The organism is Niveispirillum cyanobacteriorum, assembly GCF_002868735.1.
Lineage (GTDB): Bacteria > Pseudomonadota > Alphaproteobacteria > Azospirillales > Azospirillaceae > Niveispirillum > Niveispirillum cyanobacteriorum.
The window spans coordinates 2,884,303-2,903,632 of record NZ_CP025611.1; the positions used below are offsets into that span (position 1 = coordinate 2,884,303).

Below are 19,330 nucleotides of genomic sequence, written 5' to 3' on the forward strand. Positions count from 1 at the left end.
GGCTTTGAATTTGTGAACGGGGTGTCGGCAACGGCACCCCGTTTTGCGTTTTGGGGTGCTATTCCCGCCAGAAGCGCCACACGCTGGCCGGTGGGATGTTGGCGATGGTGAAGCCGACGCGGCGGCCCTTCAGGCTCAGCGCCCGGCGCTTCACGGGGGAACGGGCGGAGTAGGTGTAGGAATAGAAGGCGCGGCCCGGTGGCATGATGTCGAAGATCGCGTCCACGATACGGCCCTGATCCTCCGCCGGGATCAGGATCATGGGCAGGCAGACCAGGACCGTGCCCACCTTGCCCTTCAGATCATCAGGCAGCATGGCGCGGATATCGGCCACGTCGCCTTCCAGCACATGGATGCCGGGATAATGCCGGCGCAGGTAATCGGCCAGTTCGGGGTCGCGTTCGACGGTGTAGAGCTTGTCGGCGGGCACACCGGCTTCCAGGATGGCGCGGGTTACAGAACCTGTGCCGCCGCCGAATTCCACCACCACCTCATCTGGCCCACGTGTGATCTGTTCGGCCATCAGGCGCGACAGGGACGGGGCCGATGGGGTGATGGATGCCATGCTCAGCGGATTGGCCAGCCAGCGCTTGAAGAACAGCCAGGCGGCGCTGGCGTCTTGATGCGTGCGGACCGTGGCGTGGCGATGGATCATTCTGTCAACCTGACGGTGATGCCGGCTTCAGACATGGCATGCCCATTGCCGCATTGCAACGACAGCCCCATGACAAGCCTGGGATGTGTCGCCGCACCCAACTGTATGTGGGCTTATACACTGCCCGCCGCCAGCGCCGTTTCCATCTGTTCGGACAGGTCCAGCCATTCCATTTCCACGCCTTCCAGATCGTTGGAAACGGAACCCAGCTCAATCTGCAGCTTTGAAACCTTGTCCGACGGGCCTTCATAGAGCTTGGGATCGGCCAGCTTGGCCTCCAGTTCCGTCTTGCGCTTGGTCAGGGTGGCCATCTTCTTTTCCAGCCCCTCAATCTGGCGGCGCAGGGGGGCCAGTTGCTGACGCAATTCCGCGGCCGCGCGGCGTTCCTCCTTGCGGGCATCGCGCCCGCCGGACTTGTCGGCTGCGGCATTGCCGCCTACACCGGCGGCGGCGGCCCGTTCGGCCCGGCTTTTTTCCAGCAGCAGGCGCTTGTAATCCTCCAGATCACCCTCGAACGGCTTGCAGGTGCCTTCATTGACCAGCCACAACCGATCGGCGGTCAGTTCGACCAGATGCGGATCGTGGCTGATGACGATGACCGCGCCCTCATACTCGTTCAGCGCCTCCACCAGCGCCTCGCGGCTGTCGATATCCAGATGGTTGGTCGGTTCGTCCAGCATCAGGATATGCGGCGCGTCGCGCGTCATCATGGCCAGCAGCAGCTTGGCCTTCTCGCCACCCGACAGGCTGCTGATCTTGGTATCGGCCTTGGGCTGGGTGAAGCCGAACCGACCCAGATGGGAGCGCGCCTGCCCCTCCAGCGTGCCTGTGGGCATCACTGACTGCATCTGTTGCAGGGCGGTCCAGTTCAGGTTCAACTCGTCCGACTGATGCTGTGCAAAGTAGCCCACGCGCAGCTTGGATGAACGGAACATCTCCCCGCCCATAGTGCCCAGGCGGCCGGCCAGCAGCTTGACCAGGGTCGATTTGCCATTGCCATTGGCGCCCAACAGCGCGATGCGGTCATCGGCGTCAATGCGCAGGCCCAGCTTGCGCAGCACGACCCGGTCGCCATAGCCCACCGACACATTATCCAGCCGGATCAGCGGTGGGGCCAGTTCGTCGGGCGAGGGGAAGTTGAAATTGACGGGCGTGTCGTCAATGACCTGGATGCGCGGGCCCAGCCGTTCAATCGCTTTGAGTTTCGACTGCGCCTGGGTGGCCTTGCTGGCCTTGGCGCGGAACCGGTCAACGAAGGCCTGAAGGTGGGCGCGCTGGGCGTCCTGCTTGGCGGCCTGGGCCTTGGCATGCTCCATCCGCATGGTGCGGACCTGCACGAACTGATCGTAATTGCCGCCATACGCCGTCAGCTTCAACTGATCCAGATGCACGATGCTGGTCGGCACGCGGTTCAGCAGGCCACGGTCATGGGACACGATCAGCATCGTGTGCGGGTAGTTGCGAAGATACTCCTCCAGCCACAGGGTCGCTTCCAGATCCAGATGGTTGGTCGGTTCGTCCAGCAGCAGCAGATCGGGTTCGGCGAACAGCACGCCGGCCAGGGCTACGCGCATGCGCCAGCCACCGGAGAAATCCGAACAGGGCCGTCGCTGGGCGTCCGCATCGAAACCCAGGCCCGACAGGATGCGCGCGGCGCGCGCCTCTGCCGAATGGGCCTGGATATCGGACAGGCGGTGATGGATTTCCGCGATGCGCAGGGGGTCTGTCGCCGTTTCCGCCTCGGCCAGCAGGGCGGTGCGTTCGGTATCGGCGGCCAGCACGGCGTCGATCAGCGTCGTCTCGCTGCCCGGTGCCTCCTGTTTCACCCAGCCCATTTTCAGGCCGGTGGGCAGGGTGATGGCGCCGGCATCGGCCTGCACCTCGCCCGCGATCAGGCGCAGCAGGGTGGATTTGCCCGTGCCGTTGCGCCCCACCAGCGCCACGCGATGCCCGGCGGGAATGGTGACAGAGGCCTGATCCAGCAACAAGCGGCCGGCGATGCGATAGGTGAGGTCGGTGATCTGCAGCATGATGACCGCCCCTTACCATAAAGCGTAGAGCCGCAGAAGCGGGACGCATACATGGCCCGCCGGATTCGGCGTTGCAGCAGAGCGGGACCCCCTGTATAAGCCGCCGCAGTTTCAAGCCTATGTCTTATGGAGATACCCATGGCTGTCGAACGGACGCTGTCGATCGTCAAGCCCGACGCGACCCGCCGCAACCTGACCGGCAAGATCAACGCCCGCTTCGAAGAAGCCGGCCTGCGTATCGTTGCCCAGAAGCGCGTCTGGCTGTCCAAGCAGCAGGCCGAGCAGTTCTATGACGTGCACCGCGAGCGTCCGTTCTTCGGCGAGCTGGTGTCCTTCATGATCTCCGGCCCGGTGGTCGTGCAGGTTCTGGAAGGTGAGAACGCTGTGGCTCGCAACCGCGAGATCATGGGCGCCACCAACCCGGCCAATGCCGCCGCCGGCACGATCCGCAAGGACTTCGCCGAGAGCATCGAGGCGAACTCCGTCCATGGCTCCGACAGCCTGGACAACGCCAAGATCGAGATCGCCTACTTCTTCGCCGGTACCGAAATCGTCGGCTGATAAAGCCACGATTGACGGTTCCGACAGGAACACGCATCTGAGGAAAGCCGCCGGGGGAAACTCCGGCGGTTTTTCTTTTGGGCGGTTTGCCTATATGCTGCGAGCGTCATGCAAGGGATATGAGCCATGGCCGGCACGCTGGACGACGTGGTGACAAGGATTGAGGGCTGCGCAGATGAGCTGCGCCGACGCGGCATCCGCCACCTGTCGGTCTTTGGCTCCGTCGTGCGGGGCGAGGATCGGACCGACAGCGACGTCGATATCGCCATCGACATCGACCCCAACCGTTCCTTCTCCTTGATCCGTATGGAAGATACGCGGCTGATGCTGGAAGGGCTGCTTGGCCGTCCGGTCGATCTGGGGGAAACAGACAGTTTCCGTCCGCCGGTTCGCGCCGCGTTTGAGCAGCAGCATGTGCGGGTTTTTTGATGGGGCGGGGTGATGATCACCGTGTCGCGGATATCCTGGCAGCCATTGCCGATATTCGTAGCGACACGGAGGCAATGGATTATCCCGCCTTCGCCGCCAATCCCGTTGTTATCCGCTCTGTTCTCTATTCTATCGGCGTCATCGGAGAGGCCGCCAAAAGCTTGAGCCCTGCGGTCAAGGACAGTGCCCCCGACATCCCATGGCGGGCCATTGGTGCTATTCGGGACCGTATCGTCCATGAATATTTCCGGACGAATACCCGCCGCATATGGGATGTGGTGATGGACGATCTTGACGGCCTGGAATCTACCTTGCAGCGATGGCAGGGGCGTTAGGCTCCATTACCCCAGATCGACGATCTTCACCTTCTTGCCCGCGATGGCCAGCGCCAGTTTGCCCTGTTTCAGGCGCAGGGCGGCGTCGCCGAACAGGTCGCGGCGCCAGCCTTTCAGGGCTTGGACATCGGCCTTGTCATCGCCCGCGATGGCTTCCAGATCGGCGGCGTTGGCGACAAGGCGGCTGGCCACGTCATTATCGTCGCAGACCATTTTCAGCAGCACGCGCAGCAGCTCCACAATCGGGGCGATGCCGGGTGCCGGTTCCACACGCGGTTCGGCGCGCGGTAGGGCGCTGTCGGGAATGGCCTGGGCCGTCTTGATGGCGGCCAGGATCTCCGTGCCATACCGGCCCTGCGCCATGCCGGCACCCAGGCCGCGCGTGCGGCCCAGATCATCGACATTGCTGGGCGCATGGGCAGCGATTTCCATCAGCGCCTCGTCCCGCAGCACGCGGTTGCGCGGCAGGTTCTTGCGCTGCGCCTCCCGCTCCCGCCAGGCGGCGACCTCTTTCAGGATGGCCAGGAAACGCGGCTTTTCGGTGCGGACCTTCAGACGCTTCCAGGCGTCCTCCGGCTCCGTCCGGTAGGTGGCGGCATCGGTCAGGATGGCCATTTCATCTTCCAGCCAACCTTCACGACCCGTGCGGGTCAGCTTGGCGCGGATCTTCTCATAGGCCGGGCGCAGATGCGTGACGTCCGACAGCGCATATTGCAGCTGCCGGTCGGTCAGGGGCCGGTGCGACCAGTCGGTGAAACGGCTGGATTTGTCGATCCGCGCCGGCGTCAGTTTGGTGATCAGCGTCTCATACCCGACCGAATCGCCAAAGCCGCAGACCATAGCGGCTACCTGCGTGTCAAACAGCGGGGCCGGCACCTGACCCGTCAGGTTCACGAAGATTTCCAGGTCCTGGCGGGCCGCGTGGAATACCTTCAGCACCTTCGGGTCGGCCAGCAGCTCATACAGCGGCGACAGGTCGATGCCGGGGGCCAGCGGGTCGATGGCGGCGGCCTCATTGGGCCCGGCCACCTGAACCAGGCACAGTTCGGGCCAGTAGGTTTTTTCCCGCATGAATTCCGTATCGACGGTGACGTACTCGGCGTCACGGACACGGGCGATGAAGGCGGACAGGGCGTCGGTGGTGGTGATCAAGCTCATGGCCGGATGTGATACAACAGCCCATCGCCGCTGTCGAATACGGATATCCGTCGGGCCGGCATGCGTAGACCCGTTTCCCGCGCCTAAATCCCGGCAATGCCGGGGCTGTCCCGCGCTTGCCGGCCTTGACAAGCCATGCCCGTCCGGTGTGGTGTGCGCACTTCGTGCCGGAGGCTTTGCCGCCGGTGTCCCCTTTCTGTTGCCTGTTCGCATCTGGGATCGATCCGCCATGCACGCCTATCGCTCGCATAATTGTGGCCAACTCCGCCTGGACCATGCCGGTCAGACCGTCCGCCTGTCCGGCTGGATCAACCGCAAGCGCGACCATGGGCAGTTGCTGTTCGTTGATCTGCGCGACCATTTCGGCATCACGCAGTTGGTCGTCGACACCTCCTCCCCGCATTTCAAGGTGCTGGAAGGTCTGCGCCTGGAATCGGTGGTGACCATCACCGGTGAAGTGGTGGCCCGCACGGGCGAGACCGTGAATGAGAACCTGCCCACCGGCCATATCGAGGTGGTGGTGCGCGACGTGTCGGTGCAGTCGGCTGCCGACCCGCTGCCGCTTCAGGTCAATAGCGAACAGGATGCCGGCGAGGAGCTGCGCCTGCGTTACCGCTTCCTGGACCTGCGCCGCGAGAAGATGCAGAAGAACATCCTTCTGCGCTCCAACGTCATCGCGTCGGCCCGCCGCCGCATGATCGACCAGGGTTTCGTGGAGTTCCAGACCCCGATCCTGACGGCCAGCAGCCCCGAAGGTGCCCGCGACTTCCTGGTGCCCTCGCGCAACCATCCCGGCAAGTTCTACGCCCTGCCGCAGGCCCCGCAGCAGTTCAAGCAGTTGTTGATGGTGTCGGGCTTCGATCGCTATTTCCAGATCGCCCCCTGCTTCCGCGATGAAGACAGCCGTGCGGATCGCTCGCCGGGTGAGTTCTACCAGCTCGATTTCGAGATGAGCTTTGTCACCCAGGAAGACGTGTTCGCGGCCATCGAGCCGGTGATCCACGGGATTTTTGAGGAATTCAGCGGCTTCACGGGTACCAAGCGGGCCGTGTCCCCGTACCCGTTCGTGCGCATCCCGTATGCTGAATCGATGCTGAAATACGGCAACGACAAGCCGGACCTGCGCAACCCGCTCGTCATCACTGACGTGACCGAGGTGTTCAAGCGCGAGGATGTGGAGTTCAAGGCCTTCAAGGGCGTGATCGAGAAAGGCGGCGTGGTTCGCGCCATTCGTGCGCCGTCGGTCAGCGACCGTCCGCGCAGCTTCTTCGACAAGCTGAACGACTGGGCCCGGGGACTGGGTGCGCCGGGCCTGGGCTATATCCTGTTCGAAGCCGCCGGCGGCAAGGGCCCCATCGCCAAGTTCGTGCCGGAAGCAGCCCAGGCGGCCCTGCGTGAGCTGGTCGGTCTGAAGGATGGCGATGCCGTCTTCTTCGTCTGCGATCAGGTCGGCCCCGCCGCCAAGCTGGCCGGTCTGGCCCGCACCAAGATCGGTGAGGAATTGGACCTGATCGAGAAGGACACCTACAAGTTCTGCTGGATCGTCGATTTCCCGATGTTCGAATATGACGAAGAGCGCAAGAAGATCGACTTCTCGCACAACCCGTTCTCCATGCCGCAGGGCGGGCTGGACGCGCTGCTGAACCAGGATCCGCTCACCATCAACGCCTATCAGTACGACATCGTCTGTAACGGTGTTGAACTGTCCTCGGGCGCGATCCGGAACCACAAGCCGGAGATCATGTACAAGGCGTTCGAGATTGCCGGTTATCCGCCGGAGGTTCTGGAAGCCAAGTTCGGCGGCATGCTGTCGGCCTTCAAGCTGGGCGCCCCGCCGCACGGTGGCTCGGCCCCCGGCATCGACCGCATGGTCATGCTGCTGGCCGACGAGCCCAACATCCGCGAAGTCATCGTCTTCCCGCTGAACCAGCGCGCCGAAGACCTGCTGATGCAGGCCCCCAACGCCACCACGCCGGACCGGCTGAAGGAACTGCATATCAAGCTGGACCTGCCCAAGCCGAAGATCACGACGGCGGACCCCGCCTGAGACTGAAAAAGCCCGCCTTTAAGGCGGGCTTTTTTGTTGGCTGTTCGTGGCTCGGATTAGGCCTCGTTAATCCGCGCCATGACTACTCGATCAATGGGCAGTCGTTCTCCACCCCATACCGCTCGATCCGCAGCGACTTCTCCGCCACGTTCCACCGGTACAGCCTGCTAAAGGCGCATTCGGGCAGGTTGGGCAGGGTGGGGCCACCCATGGCGGCGATCAGGGGCGTGACCGTGTTGGAATGGCCGACCACCAGCGCCACCTGACCGGGTTTCAGGGTGCCCAGCTTTTCGGCCAGTTGCTTCACATGCGTCGGGATATCGCCGGGCGGGATGGGCACCACTTCTGGCGTCACGCCCAGGGCCGCCGCCGTGGGGGCAGCGGTGTCGCGGGTGCGGCGGGCGTGGCTGGTCAGAATCATGGTAGGCGCGGTGGCGCGCAGCAGGTCGGCCAGGCTCTGGGCCCGGGCCTGCCCCGCCGGGGTCAGGCCGGGATCCGCCTCGGTCGATTTCTCCGCGTGGCGGACCAGGACTACTTCCTGCGCGATTGTGGGCAGGGCGAGGACAAGGGTCAGGGCCAATGCGGCCGTCAGACGGATCATGCTTTGGCCTTTCGCTTGCCCGACAGCGGATGGTGCATCTCCACCGTCTGTTTCAGCCGTTCACCCGCGACATGCGTATAAATCTGGGTCGTGCCGATATCGGCATGGCCCAGCATCTTCTGTACCGAGCGCAGATCGGCGCCATGGTCCAGAAGGTGGGTGGCGAAGCAATGGCGTAGCACATGGGGGCTGACCTTGGCGGGGTCCAGCCCGGCGCGGATGGCCAGATCCTTCAGCAACTGCCCGAACCGCTGCCGCGTCAGGACGCCTGCGGTGGCGCGCGAAGGGAACAGATAGGCCTGCTGCTTGCCCTCCCGCCCCTTGGTCATGAAATAGGGCCGGTCGGGCAGATAGGCCGAAATGGCGTCGCGGGCGGGGGCGGACAAGGGCACCAGCCGTTCCTTGCCACCCTTGCCGCGCACGATCAGGGCGCGGGCATCACGGGTCAGGGCGTTCATGGGCAGGCCCACCAGTTCCGACACGCGCAGGCCCGTGGCGTACAGCACCTCCAGCAGGGCATTCAGCCGCCGCCCCTCCGGCGCGCCCAGACGGGCGGCTTCGGCCAGCATGGCGGCAACATCACTTTCCGACAGAATCTTGGGTAGGGACCGGCCCTGCTTGGGCGTGTCCAGGACGCTGGCCGGGTCTTCGGCCCGGCGCCCCTCCGACACCAGGAATTTGTAGTACTGGCGCAGGGCCGACAGACGGCGGGCCACGGTTTTGGCCGCCGACGCATCCTTGATGCGATCGGCATAAAGATGCTCCAGATAGGCCCGCAGATCATCGCTGCTGGCCTGATCCAGGCTGGGCCGCTTGGCCTGTGTCAGGAAGCCAGCCACATCCGTCAGGTCCCGGCGATAGGCATCGCGCGTGTTAGCGCTGGCGGCGCGTTCGGCCACCATCATGTCCAGAAAAGCATCGACCCAGGGCGGCGGCGGGGCGGGGGCCTTGCGGGGCCGGCCCGGCCGTGCCTTGGTCGCCCCTGTCGTCGGTGCCACCCCCGCCATCGCCCTCACGCCCCCGGCCGCAGCAGGCCGGCAATCGCCTCCGCCCCGATCTGCCGGGCCTGATCGGACAGGCCGGCGCGGGTCAGATCGGTCAGGATGGTGGCAAGGTCGAAGGGTGGCGTGCCCACGGCCCCATCACTACCCAGCGCGGTAACGGCGTCCAGCAGGACAGCGCCCTTCACCTGGCCCGGCGGGGCGCCGCCATCGGTCAGCGGCGGCAGCGGCGCATCTTTGCCACCATGCAGGGCAGTCAGCAGGATCAGCACTTCTTCCGCCTTGTCGCGGGCGGCATCGCCGCCCAGATCGCGAACCCAGCGGGCGCGGTCGAAATCATCCTCCCGCAGCAATCCATGCGCAGCGGCCAGCGGCCAGAGCCGGGCGAAGGCCCCTTCATCCTTCGACGCGTTGAAATCATCGCGCGCCAGATTGATCCAGGGGCCGGCGGCGGTGGCCTCCCCCTGCAGCAGGTGCAGGCGGGCAACCAGTGGCGCGATGGACGCAAACCCGACGGTCAGGCGGAATTGCCGTGCCTCTTCCAGCAGCAGGGCACCATAGGCACCCGCCTGCTGTTCGGTGGAGCTGGCCAGCATCGCCACCTTGAACAGCCCAGCCTTGGCGGCGGGCGTCGGTTCGGCGCGCAGGGCCTTCAGCAATTGTGCCCGCAACAGCGGCGTCGGCTTCTTGGCGGCGGCGACGGTCAGGGCCTTTGGATCGGCATCGGCCACCGCCTCATAGACCGACAGCAGGCCGGGACCATCCAGTCCGCCCAAAGCGACGGCCCGTTCGGCGGCGGCCAGACGCTGCGGCACCGGCAGGGTGCCAAGCCGCGCCAAGGCGGCCAGCGGGCCGGGGCCGCTGATCTTGGTTTCCGGCGGGAAGGGACGGCCTGACACCAGAATCAAGGCCAGTTGCGTGGGCGTGGGTTCCAGAACGCCCTTCACAGGCGTTTTCACCCCGTTGGCGGCCCCTTCGGCCAGCCGCGCGAACAGGTCGTCCTTGTCGCCCTGTTCACGCATCAGATCCAGGCCCAGGAAGACGCCGTCCGTCTGACCATTGGCGACCTGACAGACAATCTGCCATTTCTGCCAGACAGGATGCTGGAACCGCGACAGCAGGCCCGGCACCTGATCACAGGCCGATTGCCGATCACCCGCGAAGAAGCGCATTTCCAGCCAGGCGAGTGCTGCCCCTTCATCCTCCAGCACGGCGGGGGCGACATTGCGGAGCGCATCGGCGCCGTCGGCATCCCCGATGCGCAACAGCGCCTCTGTCCGCAGGGCCGCGAAATTCCGGGTCCTTTCCCCGGCACCCAAGCCGTCGGCGCTGGTCAGCAGCAGGCCACGGGTCATGGCGCGCAGGGCCGGGCTGGTCAGCCCGGCAGGAATGCCGGCCACCAGCGCTTCCACATCGGCGCGCGGCAGCCCGTGCCACAGGTCTGGCGTCAGGCCACCATTGTCGGGGCCCAGCGTACCGGCTAGTTCCGGGTCCTGCGCCTTCAATTCCTCCACCATCACGCCCTTGGGCGAGCGGGCGTCGGCGGGCGAGGGGGCGGCGGCATCGGGAATGGCCGCGTCGGGGGCGGCCGACGGTTCCGCAGGCGGCGTCGTGGCCGCTGGCGGGAACAGGGAGACAGGGGCGCCTGTGGGGATGGAGGGCACAGGCTCCGCCTGCTGTGCCAGGGCCGTGCCAGCCAGCAGCGTTAGGCCCAGGGCCGCAATTCCACCCAGCGGGCCACCCCGCCGGCGGTGCCGGTCACTTGAAACGGTCATTCGGGATCACCCGTTCCACCGGCTGCGAGGGGGCGGGCAGGTCGACGCTGGCCAGTACGGCGAAACCGCCGACACCGACAAGCACAACGACCAGCAGCAGAATCTTCACCAGCATGCTCATGGAAAACAGGTCCCGAACCAGATTGACAGACAGTCGCATGGATAGATGGTCCAGCCATGCGTCGGCGACCAGTGCCGGCTCCGCTTTTCCCTTGGCTCTCAGGGTTGGGTGACCCCACCCCCTCGTGCTATGGAAACGTCCGTTCCGGTGGCCTTGCCCCGCACCATAGCGCCCGCGCCATGGGCTGGCAATCACGCCACCATCCGCCATCCCGGTTGGTCCCCGTCAGGGCCTGCCGGCAAGCTGGACCTTGGAGCCCATGTCCGTGACGGTGCTGCCCATCCCCAAGACACTGGTGCTGATCGGCCTGATGGGGGCCGGCAAGACCAGCATTGGCAAGCGCCTGGCCGCCAAGCTGGGCCTGCCCTTCGTCGATGCCGATCATGAGATTGAGCGGGCAGCCGGCTGTACCATCCAGGAAATCTTTGACCGGTTTGGGGAGGCGGGGTTCCGCGACGGCGAACGCCGCGTCATCGCCCGGCTGCTGGACCAGCCGGTGCAGGTCCTGTCCACGGGCGGCGGCGCCTTCATGGATGAGGCGACGCGCCAGACCATCCGCGACCATGGCATCTCCATCTGGCTGCGCGCCGATCTGGACCTGCTGGTCCACCGCACCGCCCGTCGCGACCACCGGCCCCTGCTGCGCCAGGGTGACCCGCGCGCGGTTCTGGGCCGGTTGATGGATATCCGTTACCCCGTCTATGCCCAGGCCGACCTGACCGTGGACAGCGACGACAGTCCCCCCGATGTCACCACCGACCGCGTCATCGCGGCGCTTCGCCAATGGCTGGGCGATGCCGACAGCAGCGCCGCCTGACCGACCCGACACCATCTGGAACTGACCATGACCCGCCCGAGCACCATCGTCCCCGTCGCCCTGGGTGACCGTTCTTATGACATTCATATCGGGCCGGGCCTGATCCGTCATGCGGGTACCCTGATCCGCGATGCGGTGGGCAACCGCCCGCTGGTGGTGCTGACCGACAGTGCCGTGGCCGAACTGCACCTGTCGCCGCTGCTGGATAGTCTGCGCGCCGCCGGTGCCAAGGTGCTGGACCCGATCATTGTGCCGTCGGGTGAAGCCAGCAAGGATATGGAAAAGCTGGGTGAGGTGATGGACGCCCTGCTGTCGCGCGGGATTGAGCGCAAGACGGTGCTGGTGGCGCTGGGCGGCGGGGTCGTAGGCGACCTGGGTGGCTTCGCGGCGGCCATTGCCCTGCGCGGCATCGATTTCATCCAGGTGCCGACCACGCTGCTGTCCCAGGTGGACAGTTCTGTCGGCGGTAAGACCGGCATCAACAGCCGCCATGGCAAGAACCTGATCGGCGCCTTTCACCAGCCGCGTCTGGTGCTGGCCGACACGGACAGCCTGAAGACCCTGCCGAAGCGGGAAGTGCTGGCCGGCTATGCCGAAGTGGTGAAATATGGCCTGATCGACCGGCCTGATTTCTTCACCTGGCTGGAAGCCAATGGACAGGCGCTGGTCGATGGCGACGACGCCCTGCTGACGGAGGCGATCCGGGTATCGTGCGATGCCAAGGCCGATATCGTGGCCAAGGATGAGCGCGAAGGCGGCTTGCGCGAACTGCTGAACCTGGGTCACACGTTCGGCCATGCGCTGGAGGCGGAGGCCGGTTATGGCACGGCCCTGCTGCATGGCGAGTCGGTGGCTATCGGCATGGTGATGGCCTTTGACCTGTCGGTGCGTATGGGCCTGTGCCCCGCCGGTGATCTGGCGCGGGTGAAGGCGCATCTGACTTCGGTTGGGCTGCCCGTGTCGGCGGCCCATCTGGGCGGCGGTGCCTGGACGGCAGAAAAGCTGGCAGCCCACATGGCCAAGGACAAGAAGGTGAAGGATGGGCGCGTCACCTTCATCCTGGCCCGCGGCATCGGCAAGGCCTTCCGCTGCGCCGATGTGGCGCTGCAGGATGTGAAGGCGGTGCTGGCGGCCTCGCTGGCAACCTGAGGTCCTACCCCATCCCTATGCCGGGTTGGTTTTGCCAAGCCGTTGGTTTACCTTGACCCATCGGTCCAAGGCAGGACCCACCAATTCGGGGTAGGGCATGTTCGCCATCATCGGCCTTGTCGGCGTGTTCTTCTGCGTGTTCGGCGGTTACGTCATTTTCGGCGGCAAAATGGGCATCATTGTTGAGGCCCTGCCAAAAGAGATCATGATCATCGGTGGATCGGGTATCTCCTCCTTCCTGATCACCAATTCCGCGCACACGGTCAAGGCGTCGGGCAAGGACATCAAGAAGATCTTCGCGGGCTCCCCCTTCCATAAGAAGGAATATATCGAGCTTCTGTCCCTGCTCTATCAGATCTTGAAGACCATGAAGAGCAAGGGTGTGCTGGCCATTGAGCAGCACATCGAAAAGCCCCTGGAAAGCAACATCTTCAACGCCTATCCCGCCGTGATGAAAAGCAACACGACGGTCAAGTTCATCGCTGACTATCTGCGCATGTATTCCATCGGTGTTGATAATCCGATGGAAATGGAAAGCCTGATGGAGGCCGAGATCGACAAGATGAAGCATGAGGACCAGCATTCGTCCCATGCCATCCAGGGTCTGGCAGACGCGTTGCCGGCCCTTGGCATCGTGGCTGCCGTGCTGGGCGTGATTAAGACCATGGCCTCGATCTCCGAACCGCCGGAAGTGCTGGGCAAGCTGATCGGCGGCGCGTTGGTCGGCACCTTCATGGGCATCTTCCTGGCCTATTGTCTGGCCGCCCCCATTGCCGGGCGCTTGAAGGGCATCGCGGAAGAGGACAGCCTGTTTTATGGCGTGATCAAGACGGCGGTCGTGGCGCATCTGGGTGGGTATGCCCCACAGGTCTCCATCGAAGCGGCCCGAAAGAAGGTGCCCTCGGAATACATGCCCGACTTCAACGAGTTGGAAGAACTTCTCTCCCAGATCAGTTGAGGCACCCTCGTCACAAAAACCCGGCCCCGGCAACGGCGGCCGGGTTTTTTGTTGCTGTGCGGCATGTCTCCGCCGCTGGAAAAATTTGGAACAAGCGTTTAAATCCCTCTGGAAACCGGCGTCGGAAAGCCCCAAGCTATCGTTAATAAGACTGTGGAAAACACAGGTGACGGATACGCTTGGGAGGAAGATCCGAATGCTCGCTGGTTTGATGATGGACCGTCCGCTGATGATCATCGGTCTGCTGCGCCATGCCGCACAGAATTATGCCGATCAGGTGATCACATCGCGTTTCGCAGGCGAGGCGGCGCACCACTATACCTGGAAGGATGCCTGGCACCGCACCGCGCGGCTGGCCCATGCGCTTGACGCGCTAGGTGTGAAGCCGGGGGACCGGGTGGGCACCCTGGCCTGGAACGACCATCGGCATTTGGAGCTTTATTATGCCCTGCCGGGGATCGGTGCCATCTGCCACACAGTCAATCCGCGCCTGTTCCCCGATCAGATCACCTATATCGTGAACCATGCCGAGGATCGGTTCCTGTTCATTGATCCCATGTTCCTGCCGCTGTTGGAAAAGCTGTGGCCGGCCTTCAGGGGGGTCGAAGGTGTGGTGGTGATGACGCGGGCCGAGCTGATGCCGGCCAGCAGCGTGATCCCCAATCTCCACTGTTATGAAACCCTGCTGGCCGGGCACCCCGATACGTACGATTGGCCGGAGTTTGATGAGAACACGGCCTGCGGCCTTTGCTATACTTCGGGCACTACGGGCAACCCCAAGGGCGTGCTGTATTCACACCGTTCCTCGGTCCTGCATGCCTATGGCGTGCTGACGGCGCCGGGGCTGGATGTGCGCGCGGCGTCCAGCATTCTGGTGGTGGTGCCCCTGTTTCATGCCAATGCCTGGGGCTACCCCTATTCCGCTGCCATCGTGGGGGCCAAGATGGTGCTGCCCGGTCCCAAGCTGGACGGCAAAAGCGTCTATGAGCTGATGGAACAGGAACAGGTCACCATCTCCTCTGGCGTGCCCACGGTCTGGCTGGGCCTGCTGGCGCATATGCGCGCCACGGGGGCGAAGTTCAGCAGCCTGAAGAATGTGACGGTCGGCGGCTCTGCCCTGCCGCGCGCCATGCTGGAGGAATTTGAGCTGACCCATGGCGTGGCCTGCGTCCAGGGCTGGGGCATGACGGAGCTGTCGCCCGTCGGGTCCGTCGGCGCCCTGTCCCAGGCCGAGGCGGCCCTGCCCGTGGAACAGCAGCATGACGCCAAGCTGCGGGCCGGACGCCCGCTCTATGGTGTGGAAATGCGCGTCATCGGCCCCGACGGACAGGATCAGCCGCGCGATGGCCATTCCTATGGCGAGTTGGTGGTGCGCGGGCCCTGGATCACGCGCGGCTATTACAAGGATGACAAGGCCAACGAGAACGCCTTCACCCCCGATGGCTGGTTCAAGACCGGCGACGTGGCGGTGATCAGCGATGATGGGGCCATGAGCATCGTGGATCGCGCCAAGGACGTGATCAAATCGGGCGGCGAATGGATAAGCTCCATCGACCTGGAAAACGCCGCCATGGGCCACCCGTCGGTGCAGGAAGCGGCGGTGGTGGGTGTGCCGCATCCGCGCTGGGTCGAGCGGCCCCTGCTGATCATTGTGTCCCGCGCTGGTCATGAACCGGATAAGGCTGCCTTGATGCGCCATCTGGAAGGCGAGGTGGCGAAGTGGTGGTTGCCCGACGACATCGTCTTCGTGCCTGAACTGCCGCATTCGGCCACGGGCAAGCTGCTTAAGACGGAACTGCGCAAGCGGTTCCTCAACCATCCCCTGCCATCAACGGGGGCGGCGGCGGAGTGATGGTAACGGTAAATTTTTTGACTGTTGGTACGCGGCGACTGCCGCCGCCCGGCGAAGGAGGGGACATCAAATCATGATACGTAGGGCGGGAAAAGTGGCATTTCACATCGCGTGACGTGAAGCAGTTCACAAGGACATCCTGTCATTTGGCGGCTATCGTGTGGGAAGTGTGCAACCCAAAATGGCCGCGCCATGAAACCGGACCCCATTGCCGACCTTATCAGCGCTGTTGACGGCATGCAGGCGCGGCTTGCCCAGGCGGGTGACCGCGCCCTGCTGCGTCAGATTGTTGGGGCGGATGCGGCACAGATGCTGGCCGATGTGCCGCCATCTGCCCGTGGCGTTCTGGTCTCCGCACAGGTGGAGGGGCGGTTGAACGCAGTCCGGCGGACGCATCCGGGGGCCGCGACCCTGCTGATGGGGGAGGATATGCGGACCACGGGGCTGCTGGTCCTGGACTGGCCTGCTCAGGGACCGGTGACGCTGCTGGAATTCCTGTTCCTGCCGCATCTGCGCGGGCAGGGGCGGGGGGCACGGCTACTGTCGGCCATCACCGCCGTCGCCAACGCACGCAGGCAGGTTATCCGCGCCACCCTGTTTTATGACAGCCGGGCCCGCCACCTGCTGTCGCGTGCGGGCTTTGCCAAGGTCCGCGACGACGGCACGGAAATCCTGATGGAACGCCGGGTCTAGCCTATCCCTGACGCAGACGGCGCAGCAGGGTCTGGCTGGCCTTGCCATCCACGGGCAGGCCCACAGATTTCTGATAGGCGCGGATGGCCGCGACTGTCCGTTTGCCCAGGAACCCGTCGGCCTTGCCCTTCTGCAAGCCCAGCTTGATCAGGCGGGTCTGGATTTCGCGCACGCCGGCCTGATCGACGGGGATGGCGCGGGTGCCGGTGCCTGCGGCAGCGCCGCTGATCATCGCTGTGACGGGGCCGGCGGTCGGGGCGGCCCCGTCCTCATCATCGTCCCCATCCTGGTCACTGCGGGGCAGGACGCCAGACACGGTTGACCGGCGTATGGTGGCGCTGCCCGGCGGGCCGCCCAGCATGCCGGCAGGCGGACCTTCCGCCACCTCCACATTACGGCCCCCGGCATCCAGGCGGCGCAGGGCCTGACGGGCGCCGGGGTCGCCGGCCTCCGCCGCCTGTCCATACCATGCCCGTGCCGCATCCAGGTCGGGGGCGCCGTCCACGCCCTGTTCATAGAGCGTGCCCAGCATGTAGAGCGCGCGGGCCACACCGGCATCAGCAGACTGCTGGAACCAGCGTGCGGCTTCTGCCGTATCCCGCTCCACGCCATAGCCTTCGGTGTAGAGCAGGCCCAGATCGAACGCCGCCTCGGCATGGCCCATTTCGGCGGCCTTGCGATACCAGTTGGCGGTCTGTTCCATATCGTCGGGAATGCCGATATCGCCCCGGAACAGCTCAGCCAGGGTCCAGGCGGCATCGGCATCGCCCTTGGCCGCCGCCTGCCCGTACCAGTAGATGGCGCGGCGCAGATCTTGCGCGCTTGTCGGCGTCTGCGAGGTCAGGGCATCGGCCAGGGCCATCTGCGAATCGGTATCGCCTTCCCGGGCCTTCCCCTCCAGCGCCTTCAATTCCGGGTCCGTCCCGGCGGGTAGCAGGGCTGGAACCTGCGTGCCGGCAGCCAGGGCCGCGGCCCCACCGGCAGCGGCAGCCGCCCCTGCGGCGGCGGCACCGGCCTTGCGGCGCGGCTTGCTGGGGGCCGCCGCCGGCTTGGGCGCGGTGGTGGCCGGCTTCTTCACGGCGGGCTTTACGGGCTTCTGCACCGTCGGCTTCTTCACCTCCTGCGCCGCAGCGGGGGCCGCGGCGGGGGCCAGTGTCAGGCCCGACAGCAGCAGGGGGGCCAGAAGGGCGGGAACGAATCGGTGCAAGGAGCGGGCGGCGTATTTGGGCATTCTTCGCGTATCCGGGCGGAGCCGGTCTTTCAGCCACAAGAGGTGGTAGGACGAACGCGACACTAACACGATTACCAGCGCCCGCCAGAGCTTCCACAGCAATGCGCGCAGCCTTTCGCGAAGCTATTGCACAGCGATGGCAAACTGACTATGGTGCGCGCCGCCCGTCGAACGGGACAATGTTGGGGCGTCGCCAAGCGGTAAGGCAGCGGTTTTTGGTACCGCCATTCCCAGGTTCGAATCCTGGCGCCCCAGCCACCCCTCCTCCCCCTGGTTTCTCTTATCAAGCTTGGCGCGCCGTCGCGTTCCATCTTCCGCATATATGCGACCGGTCATCTTGCGGTTCCGGTCATTCGGGGGGAAAATCGCGGTAGGAGGAATAGATAAAATTTTGTATACTTGTCCGATGGTGGATAGTGGAATCTATGTCTTTGGGGTATAAGCCCCTTTAATGGCCGATTAACCACCATCGCAGGCAAAGGCCGGTACTGGCAAATTCCAAGCGGAAGGGCGCAAGGGCAACTTCATGAATCGCCAACCGAATGCACCGAAACGCGACTGGGTCCGGGTAAAACCGGGCGAGCGTTCGTCTGCCACTGCGATGAATGAAAAGCCTGAGTATGACGATCAGAAGCTGCTGACGCTGCTGCAAAGCGCCAAGCGCGAGGTGCAGGGGCTGCGCCTGATCCATCTGCACATGTCGCTTCTGAAAGATAAGAGCCAGCTTGACCTGATCTCCATCAAGCGGGCCATGCAGGAAACCGCTGATCAGTCTGCCTATCTCCAGCTTTTCTCCCTGTCCAACGACGACGTCATCGTCTTGTACAAGGGCATCAAATTTTCCCTGATCTCCGACGTCTGTTCCAAGATCGAAAAGCTGATGCTGTCGCGCACCTCCATGGTGAAGCGCAATCCCTATGGGGAGGACAGCCTCTATTCCATCATGGAACTGTCGCTGAACTTCGTGAACGTGATCCGCTTCATCGAAGGTCTGGCGCGGGAGAACGGACCCGACGCCTCCAAGGCGGAGACGAAGCCGCCCATCACGCTGGAGGAACTGGGCAAGATCGAACGCGCCGTGCAGATGTTCGACCTGTCGCCTTTCATGCTGAACCAGCCGGTGGTCGATATCACCAATGGTGAACAGAACCAGTTCGAATATTTCGAGCTGTATATCGCCATCAAGGCGTTGGAAGAGCGGCTGTCGCCCAATTACGACATCACCGCCAACAAGTGGCTGTTCAGCTATTTCACGGCCAATCTCGATAATTCGGTGCTTAAGGCGCTGAATTACGGTGTGGATTTCCTGCGCGGGCGGCGCATCGGGTTGAACCTGAACCTGTCCACCATCATGTCGGCCTCGTTCGTGAAGTTTGACGAACGCCTGACGGCGGACCTGCGCGGCAATGTGATCCTGGAGATCAACAAGGCCGATCTGGTGGAGAATATCGACACTTATAAGGAAGTGGTCGATTTCGCCTCTTCCAAGGGCTACCAGATCTGTATCGACGGGCTGAACGACTTCTGGGTCACGCATATGGACCTGGAATATATGGCCTGCGACTATGCCAAGATTTTCTGGACCGACGAAATGGACATGATGTCGGACCATGAGTTTGAGGTGTTTTCTGAGAAGATCCGCGCACAGAGCAATTGCCGGTTCATTCTGGCCCGCTGCGGGTCGGTATCGGGCCTGATGTTCGCGGAAAAGGCGGGCATCCAGATGGTGCAGGGCCGTATCGTTGACAATATCCTGCGCAAGGGCGTGCTGCTGCGCGACGCCATCAAAAGCGCCAAGATGATGAATGATTGATGGCAGTTGCCGGTCGTCTGTAACGCGGGCTGGCAAGGTTACAAGGGTCTGTCCATTTCCAATACGATACATCCCGGAAATCCAGATAAGGGTTCGTCAACCCA

Annotated in this window: 18 protein-coding genes and 1 tRNA gene; 11 read left to right on the top strand and 8 right to left on the bottom strand. The window is 64.1% G+C overall.

What is annotated here, in order from left to right:
• Positions 1–58: 58 nt before the first annotated feature.
• Together C0V82_RS13395 and C0V82_RS13400 are read right to left on the bottom strand one after the other, a co-directional pair.
• Positions 59–655, bottom strand: a complete 597-nt coding sequence (locus tag C0V82_RS13395; RefSeq protein ID WP_102112732.1) for a class I SAM-dependent methyltransferase — start codon at positions 653–655, stop codon at positions 59–61.
• 113 nt (positions 656–768) lie between these two features.
• Positions 769–2,685: an ABC-F family ATP-binding cassette domain-containing protein gene (locus C0V82_RS13400; protein WP_102112733.1), complete on the bottom strand. Its 1,917-nt coding sequence runs from the start codon at positions 2,683–2,685 to the stop codon at positions 769–771.
• 138 nt (positions 2,686–2,823) lie between these two features.
• Here C0V82_RS13400 and ndk point away from each other — a divergent pair, with 138 nt between their 5' ends.
• The 3 genes from ndk (at position 2,824) to C0V82_RS13415 (ending at position 4,010) form a co-directional block, all read left to right on the top strand.
• Positions 2,824–3,246 carry a nucleoside-diphosphate kinase gene (ndk, locus tag C0V82_RS13405; RefSeq protein WP_054166643.1) on the top strand — a complete coding sequence of 141 codons (423 nt, stop codon included), beginning with the start codon at positions 2,824–2,826 and terminating at the stop codon, positions 3,244–3,246.
• Positions 3,247–3,372: 126 nt separating this feature from the next.
• Entirely contained in the window at positions 3,373–3,675 is a 303-nt protein-coding gene (locus tag C0V82_RS13410; protein WP_102112734.1) for a nucleotidyltransferase family protein, read from the top strand.
• Positions 3,675–4,010, top strand: coding sequence for a HepT-like ribonuclease domain-containing protein (locus tag C0V82_RS13415; protein WP_102112735.1), 336 nt, complete (start codon positions 3,675–3,677; stop codon positions 4,008–4,010). Before C0V82_RS13410 ends, C0V82_RS13415 begins: the two co-directional genes overlap by 1 nt.
• 6 nt (positions 4,011–4,016) lie before the next feature.
• On the opposite strand, the gene rnd is transcribed toward C0V82_RS13415, so the two are convergent.
• Entirely contained in the window at positions 4,017–5,168 is a 1,152-nt protein-coding gene (gene rnd / locus C0V82_RS13420) for a ribonuclease D (protein WP_102112736.1), read from the bottom strand.
• Between the two features lie 229 nt (positions 5,169–5,397).
• Between rnd and aspS the strand changes: the two genes are divergently transcribed.
• A complete protein-coding gene (gene aspS / locus C0V82_RS13425; protein ID WP_102112737.1) occupies positions 5,398–7,215 on the top strand; it encodes an aspartate--tRNA ligase in 1,818 nt (605 codons plus the stop codon).
• A gap of 82 nt (positions 7,216–7,297) precedes the next feature.
• Here the strand turns inward: aspS and C0V82_RS13430 are convergent, their stop codons facing one another.
• From C0V82_RS13430 to C0V82_RS26920, 4 genes are read right to left on the bottom strand one after another with little or no spacing between them, the layout of a single operon-like run.
• Positions 7,298–7,816 (bottom strand): SixA phosphatase family protein, encoded by a 519-nt coding sequence (locus C0V82_RS13430; RefSeq protein WP_102112738.1) that lies wholly within the window; start codon positions 7,814–7,816, stop codon positions 7,298–7,300.
• Positions 7,813–8,823, bottom strand: a complete 1,011-nt coding sequence (locus C0V82_RS13435) for a site-specific tyrosine recombinase XerD (RefSeq protein WP_102112739.1) — start codon at positions 8,821–8,823, stop codon at positions 7,813–7,815. The genes C0V82_RS13430 and C0V82_RS13435 overlap by 4 nt, the downstream gene beginning before the upstream one ends.
• Positions 8,824–8,828: 5 nt before the next feature.
• Positions 8,829–10,592, bottom strand: a complete 1,764-nt coding sequence (locus tag C0V82_RS13440) for a hypothetical protein (protein ID WP_102112740.1) — start codon at positions 10,590–10,592, stop codon at positions 8,829–8,831.
• Positions 10,576–10,752, bottom strand: a complete 177-nt coding sequence (locus C0V82_RS26920) for a hypothetical protein (protein WP_156344455.1) — start codon at positions 10,750–10,752, stop codon at positions 10,576–10,578. Before C0V82_RS26920 ends, C0V82_RS13440 begins: the two co-directional genes overlap by 17 nt.
• Positions 10,753–10,972: 220 nt before the next feature.
• Between C0V82_RS26920 and C0V82_RS13445 the strand changes: the two genes are divergently transcribed.
• From C0V82_RS13445 to C0V82_RS13465, 5 genes are all read left to right on the top strand, one after another.
• Positions 10,973–11,530, top strand: coding sequence for a shikimate kinase (locus C0V82_RS13445; RefSeq protein WP_102112741.1), 558 nt, complete (start codon positions 10,973–10,975; stop codon positions 11,528–11,530).
• Positions 11,531–11,557: 27 nt separating this feature from the next.
• The gene (aroB, locus tag C0V82_RS13450; RefSeq protein ID WP_102112742.1) at positions 11,558–12,679 is read left to right on the top strand and encodes a 3-dehydroquinate synthase; all 1,122 of its coding nucleotides are present in this window, start codon (positions 11,558–11,560) and stop codon (positions 12,677–12,679) included.
• 97 nt (positions 12,680–12,776) lie between these two features.
• Positions 12,777–13,637 carry a flagellar motor stator protein MotA gene (gene motA / locus C0V82_RS13455; protein WP_102112743.1) on the top strand — a complete coding sequence of 287 codons (861 nt, stop codon included), beginning with the start codon at positions 12,777–12,779 and terminating at the stop codon, positions 13,635–13,637.
• A 196-nt stretch (positions 13,638–13,833) separates the two neighbouring features.
• On the top strand, positions 13,834–15,489 hold the full coding sequence (locus tag C0V82_RS13460; RefSeq protein WP_102112744.1) for a long-chain fatty acid--CoA ligase: 1,656 nt from the start codon (positions 13,834–13,836) through the stop codon (positions 15,487–15,489).
• 192 nt (positions 15,490–15,681) lie between these two features.
• Complete coding sequence (locus tag C0V82_RS13465) at positions 15,682–16,182, top strand: N-acetyltransferase (protein WP_102112745.1); 501 nt, start codon at positions 15,682–15,684, stop codon at positions 16,180–16,182.
• Position 16,183: 1 nt separating this feature from the next.
• Here C0V82_RS13465 and C0V82_RS13470 read toward each other — a convergent pair whose 3' ends face one another.
• A complete protein-coding gene (locus C0V82_RS13470; protein WP_188595166.1) occupies positions 16,184–17,413 on the bottom strand; it encodes an SEL1-like repeat protein in 1,230 nt (409 codons plus the stop codon).
• A gap of 183 nt (positions 17,414–17,596) precedes the next feature.
• Between C0V82_RS13470 and C0V82_RS13480 the strand changes: the two genes are divergently transcribed.
• Together C0V82_RS13480 and C0V82_RS13485 are read left to right on the top strand one after the other, a co-directional pair.
• Positions 17,597–17,671: transfer RNA gene (locus C0V82_RS13480), tRNA-Gln, on the top strand.
• A gap of 268 nt (positions 17,672–17,939) precedes the next feature.
• Positions 17,940–19,226 (top strand): EAL domain-containing protein, encoded by a 1,287-nt coding sequence (locus tag C0V82_RS13485; RefSeq protein ID WP_102112748.1) that lies wholly within the window; start codon positions 17,940–17,942, stop codon positions 19,224–19,226.
• Positions 19,227–19,330: the final 104 nt, after the last annotated feature.

Excerpts from the sequence above, each read along its gene's own strand:
- C0V82_RS13395 (WP_102112732.1), bottom strand. The coding sequence starts at position 655 with ATGATCCATCGCCACGCCACGGTCCGCACGCATCAAGACGCCAGCGCC.
- C0V82_RS13400 (WP_102112733.1), bottom strand. The coding sequence starts at position 2,685 with ATGCTGCAGATCACCGACCTCACCTATCGCATCGCCGGCCGCTTGTTG.
- ndk (WP_054166643.1), top strand. The coding sequence starts at position 2,824 with ATGGCTGTCGAACGGACGCTGTCGATCGTCAAGCCCGACGCGACCCGC.
- C0V82_RS13410 (WP_102112734.1), top strand. The coding sequence starts at position 3,373 with ATGGCCGGCACGCTGGACGACGTGGTGACAAGGATTGAGGGCTGCGCA.
- C0V82_RS13415 (WP_102112735.1), top strand. The coding sequence starts at position 3,675 with ATGGGGCGGGGTGATGATCACCGTGTCGCGGATATCCTGGCAGCCATT.
- rnd (WP_102112736.1), bottom strand. The coding sequence starts at position 5,168 with ATGAGCTTGATCACCACCACCGACGCCCTGTCCGCCTTCATCGCCCGT.
- aspS (WP_102112737.1), top strand. The coding sequence starts at position 5,398 with ATGCACGCCTATCGCTCGCATAATTGTGGCCAACTCCGCCTGGACCAT.
- C0V82_RS13430 (WP_102112738.1), bottom strand. The coding sequence starts at position 7,816 with ATGATCCGTCTGACGGCCGCATTGGCCCTGACCCTTGTCCTCGCCCTG.
- C0V82_RS13435 (WP_102112739.1), bottom strand. The coding sequence starts at position 8,823 with ATGGCGGGGGTGGCACCGACGACAGGGGCGACCAAGGCACGGCCGGGC.
- C0V82_RS13440 (WP_102112740.1), bottom strand. The coding sequence starts at position 10,592 with ATGACCGTTTCAAGTGACCGGCACCGCCGGCGGGGTGGCCCGCTGGGT.
- C0V82_RS26920 (WP_156344455.1), bottom strand. The coding sequence starts at position 10,752 with ATGCGACTGTCTGTCAATCTGGTTCGGGACCTGTTTTCCATGAGCATG.
- C0V82_RS13445 (WP_102112741.1), top strand. The coding sequence starts at position 10,973 with ATGTCCGTGACGGTGCTGCCCATCCCCAAGACACTGGTGCTGATCGGC.
- aroB (WP_102112742.1), top strand. The coding sequence starts at position 11,558 with ATGACCCGCCCGAGCACCATCGTCCCCGTCGCCCTGGGTGACCGTTCT.
- motA (WP_102112743.1), top strand. The coding sequence starts at position 12,777 with ATGTTCGCCATCATCGGCCTTGTCGGCGTGTTCTTCTGCGTGTTCGGC.
- C0V82_RS13460 (WP_102112744.1), top strand. The coding sequence starts at position 13,834 with ATGCTCGCTGGTTTGATGATGGACCGTCCGCTGATGATCATCGGTCTG.
- C0V82_RS13465 (WP_102112745.1), top strand. The coding sequence starts at position 15,682 with ATGAAACCGGACCCCATTGCCGACCTTATCAGCGCTGTTGACGGCATG.
- C0V82_RS13470 (WP_188595166.1), bottom strand. The coding sequence starts at position 17,413 with ATGCCCAAATACGCCGCCCGCTCCTTGCACCGATTCGTTCCCGCCCTT.
- C0V82_RS13485 (WP_102112748.1), top strand. The coding sequence starts at position 17,940 with ATGAATCGCCAACCGAATGCACCGAAACGCGACTGGGTCCGGGTAAAA.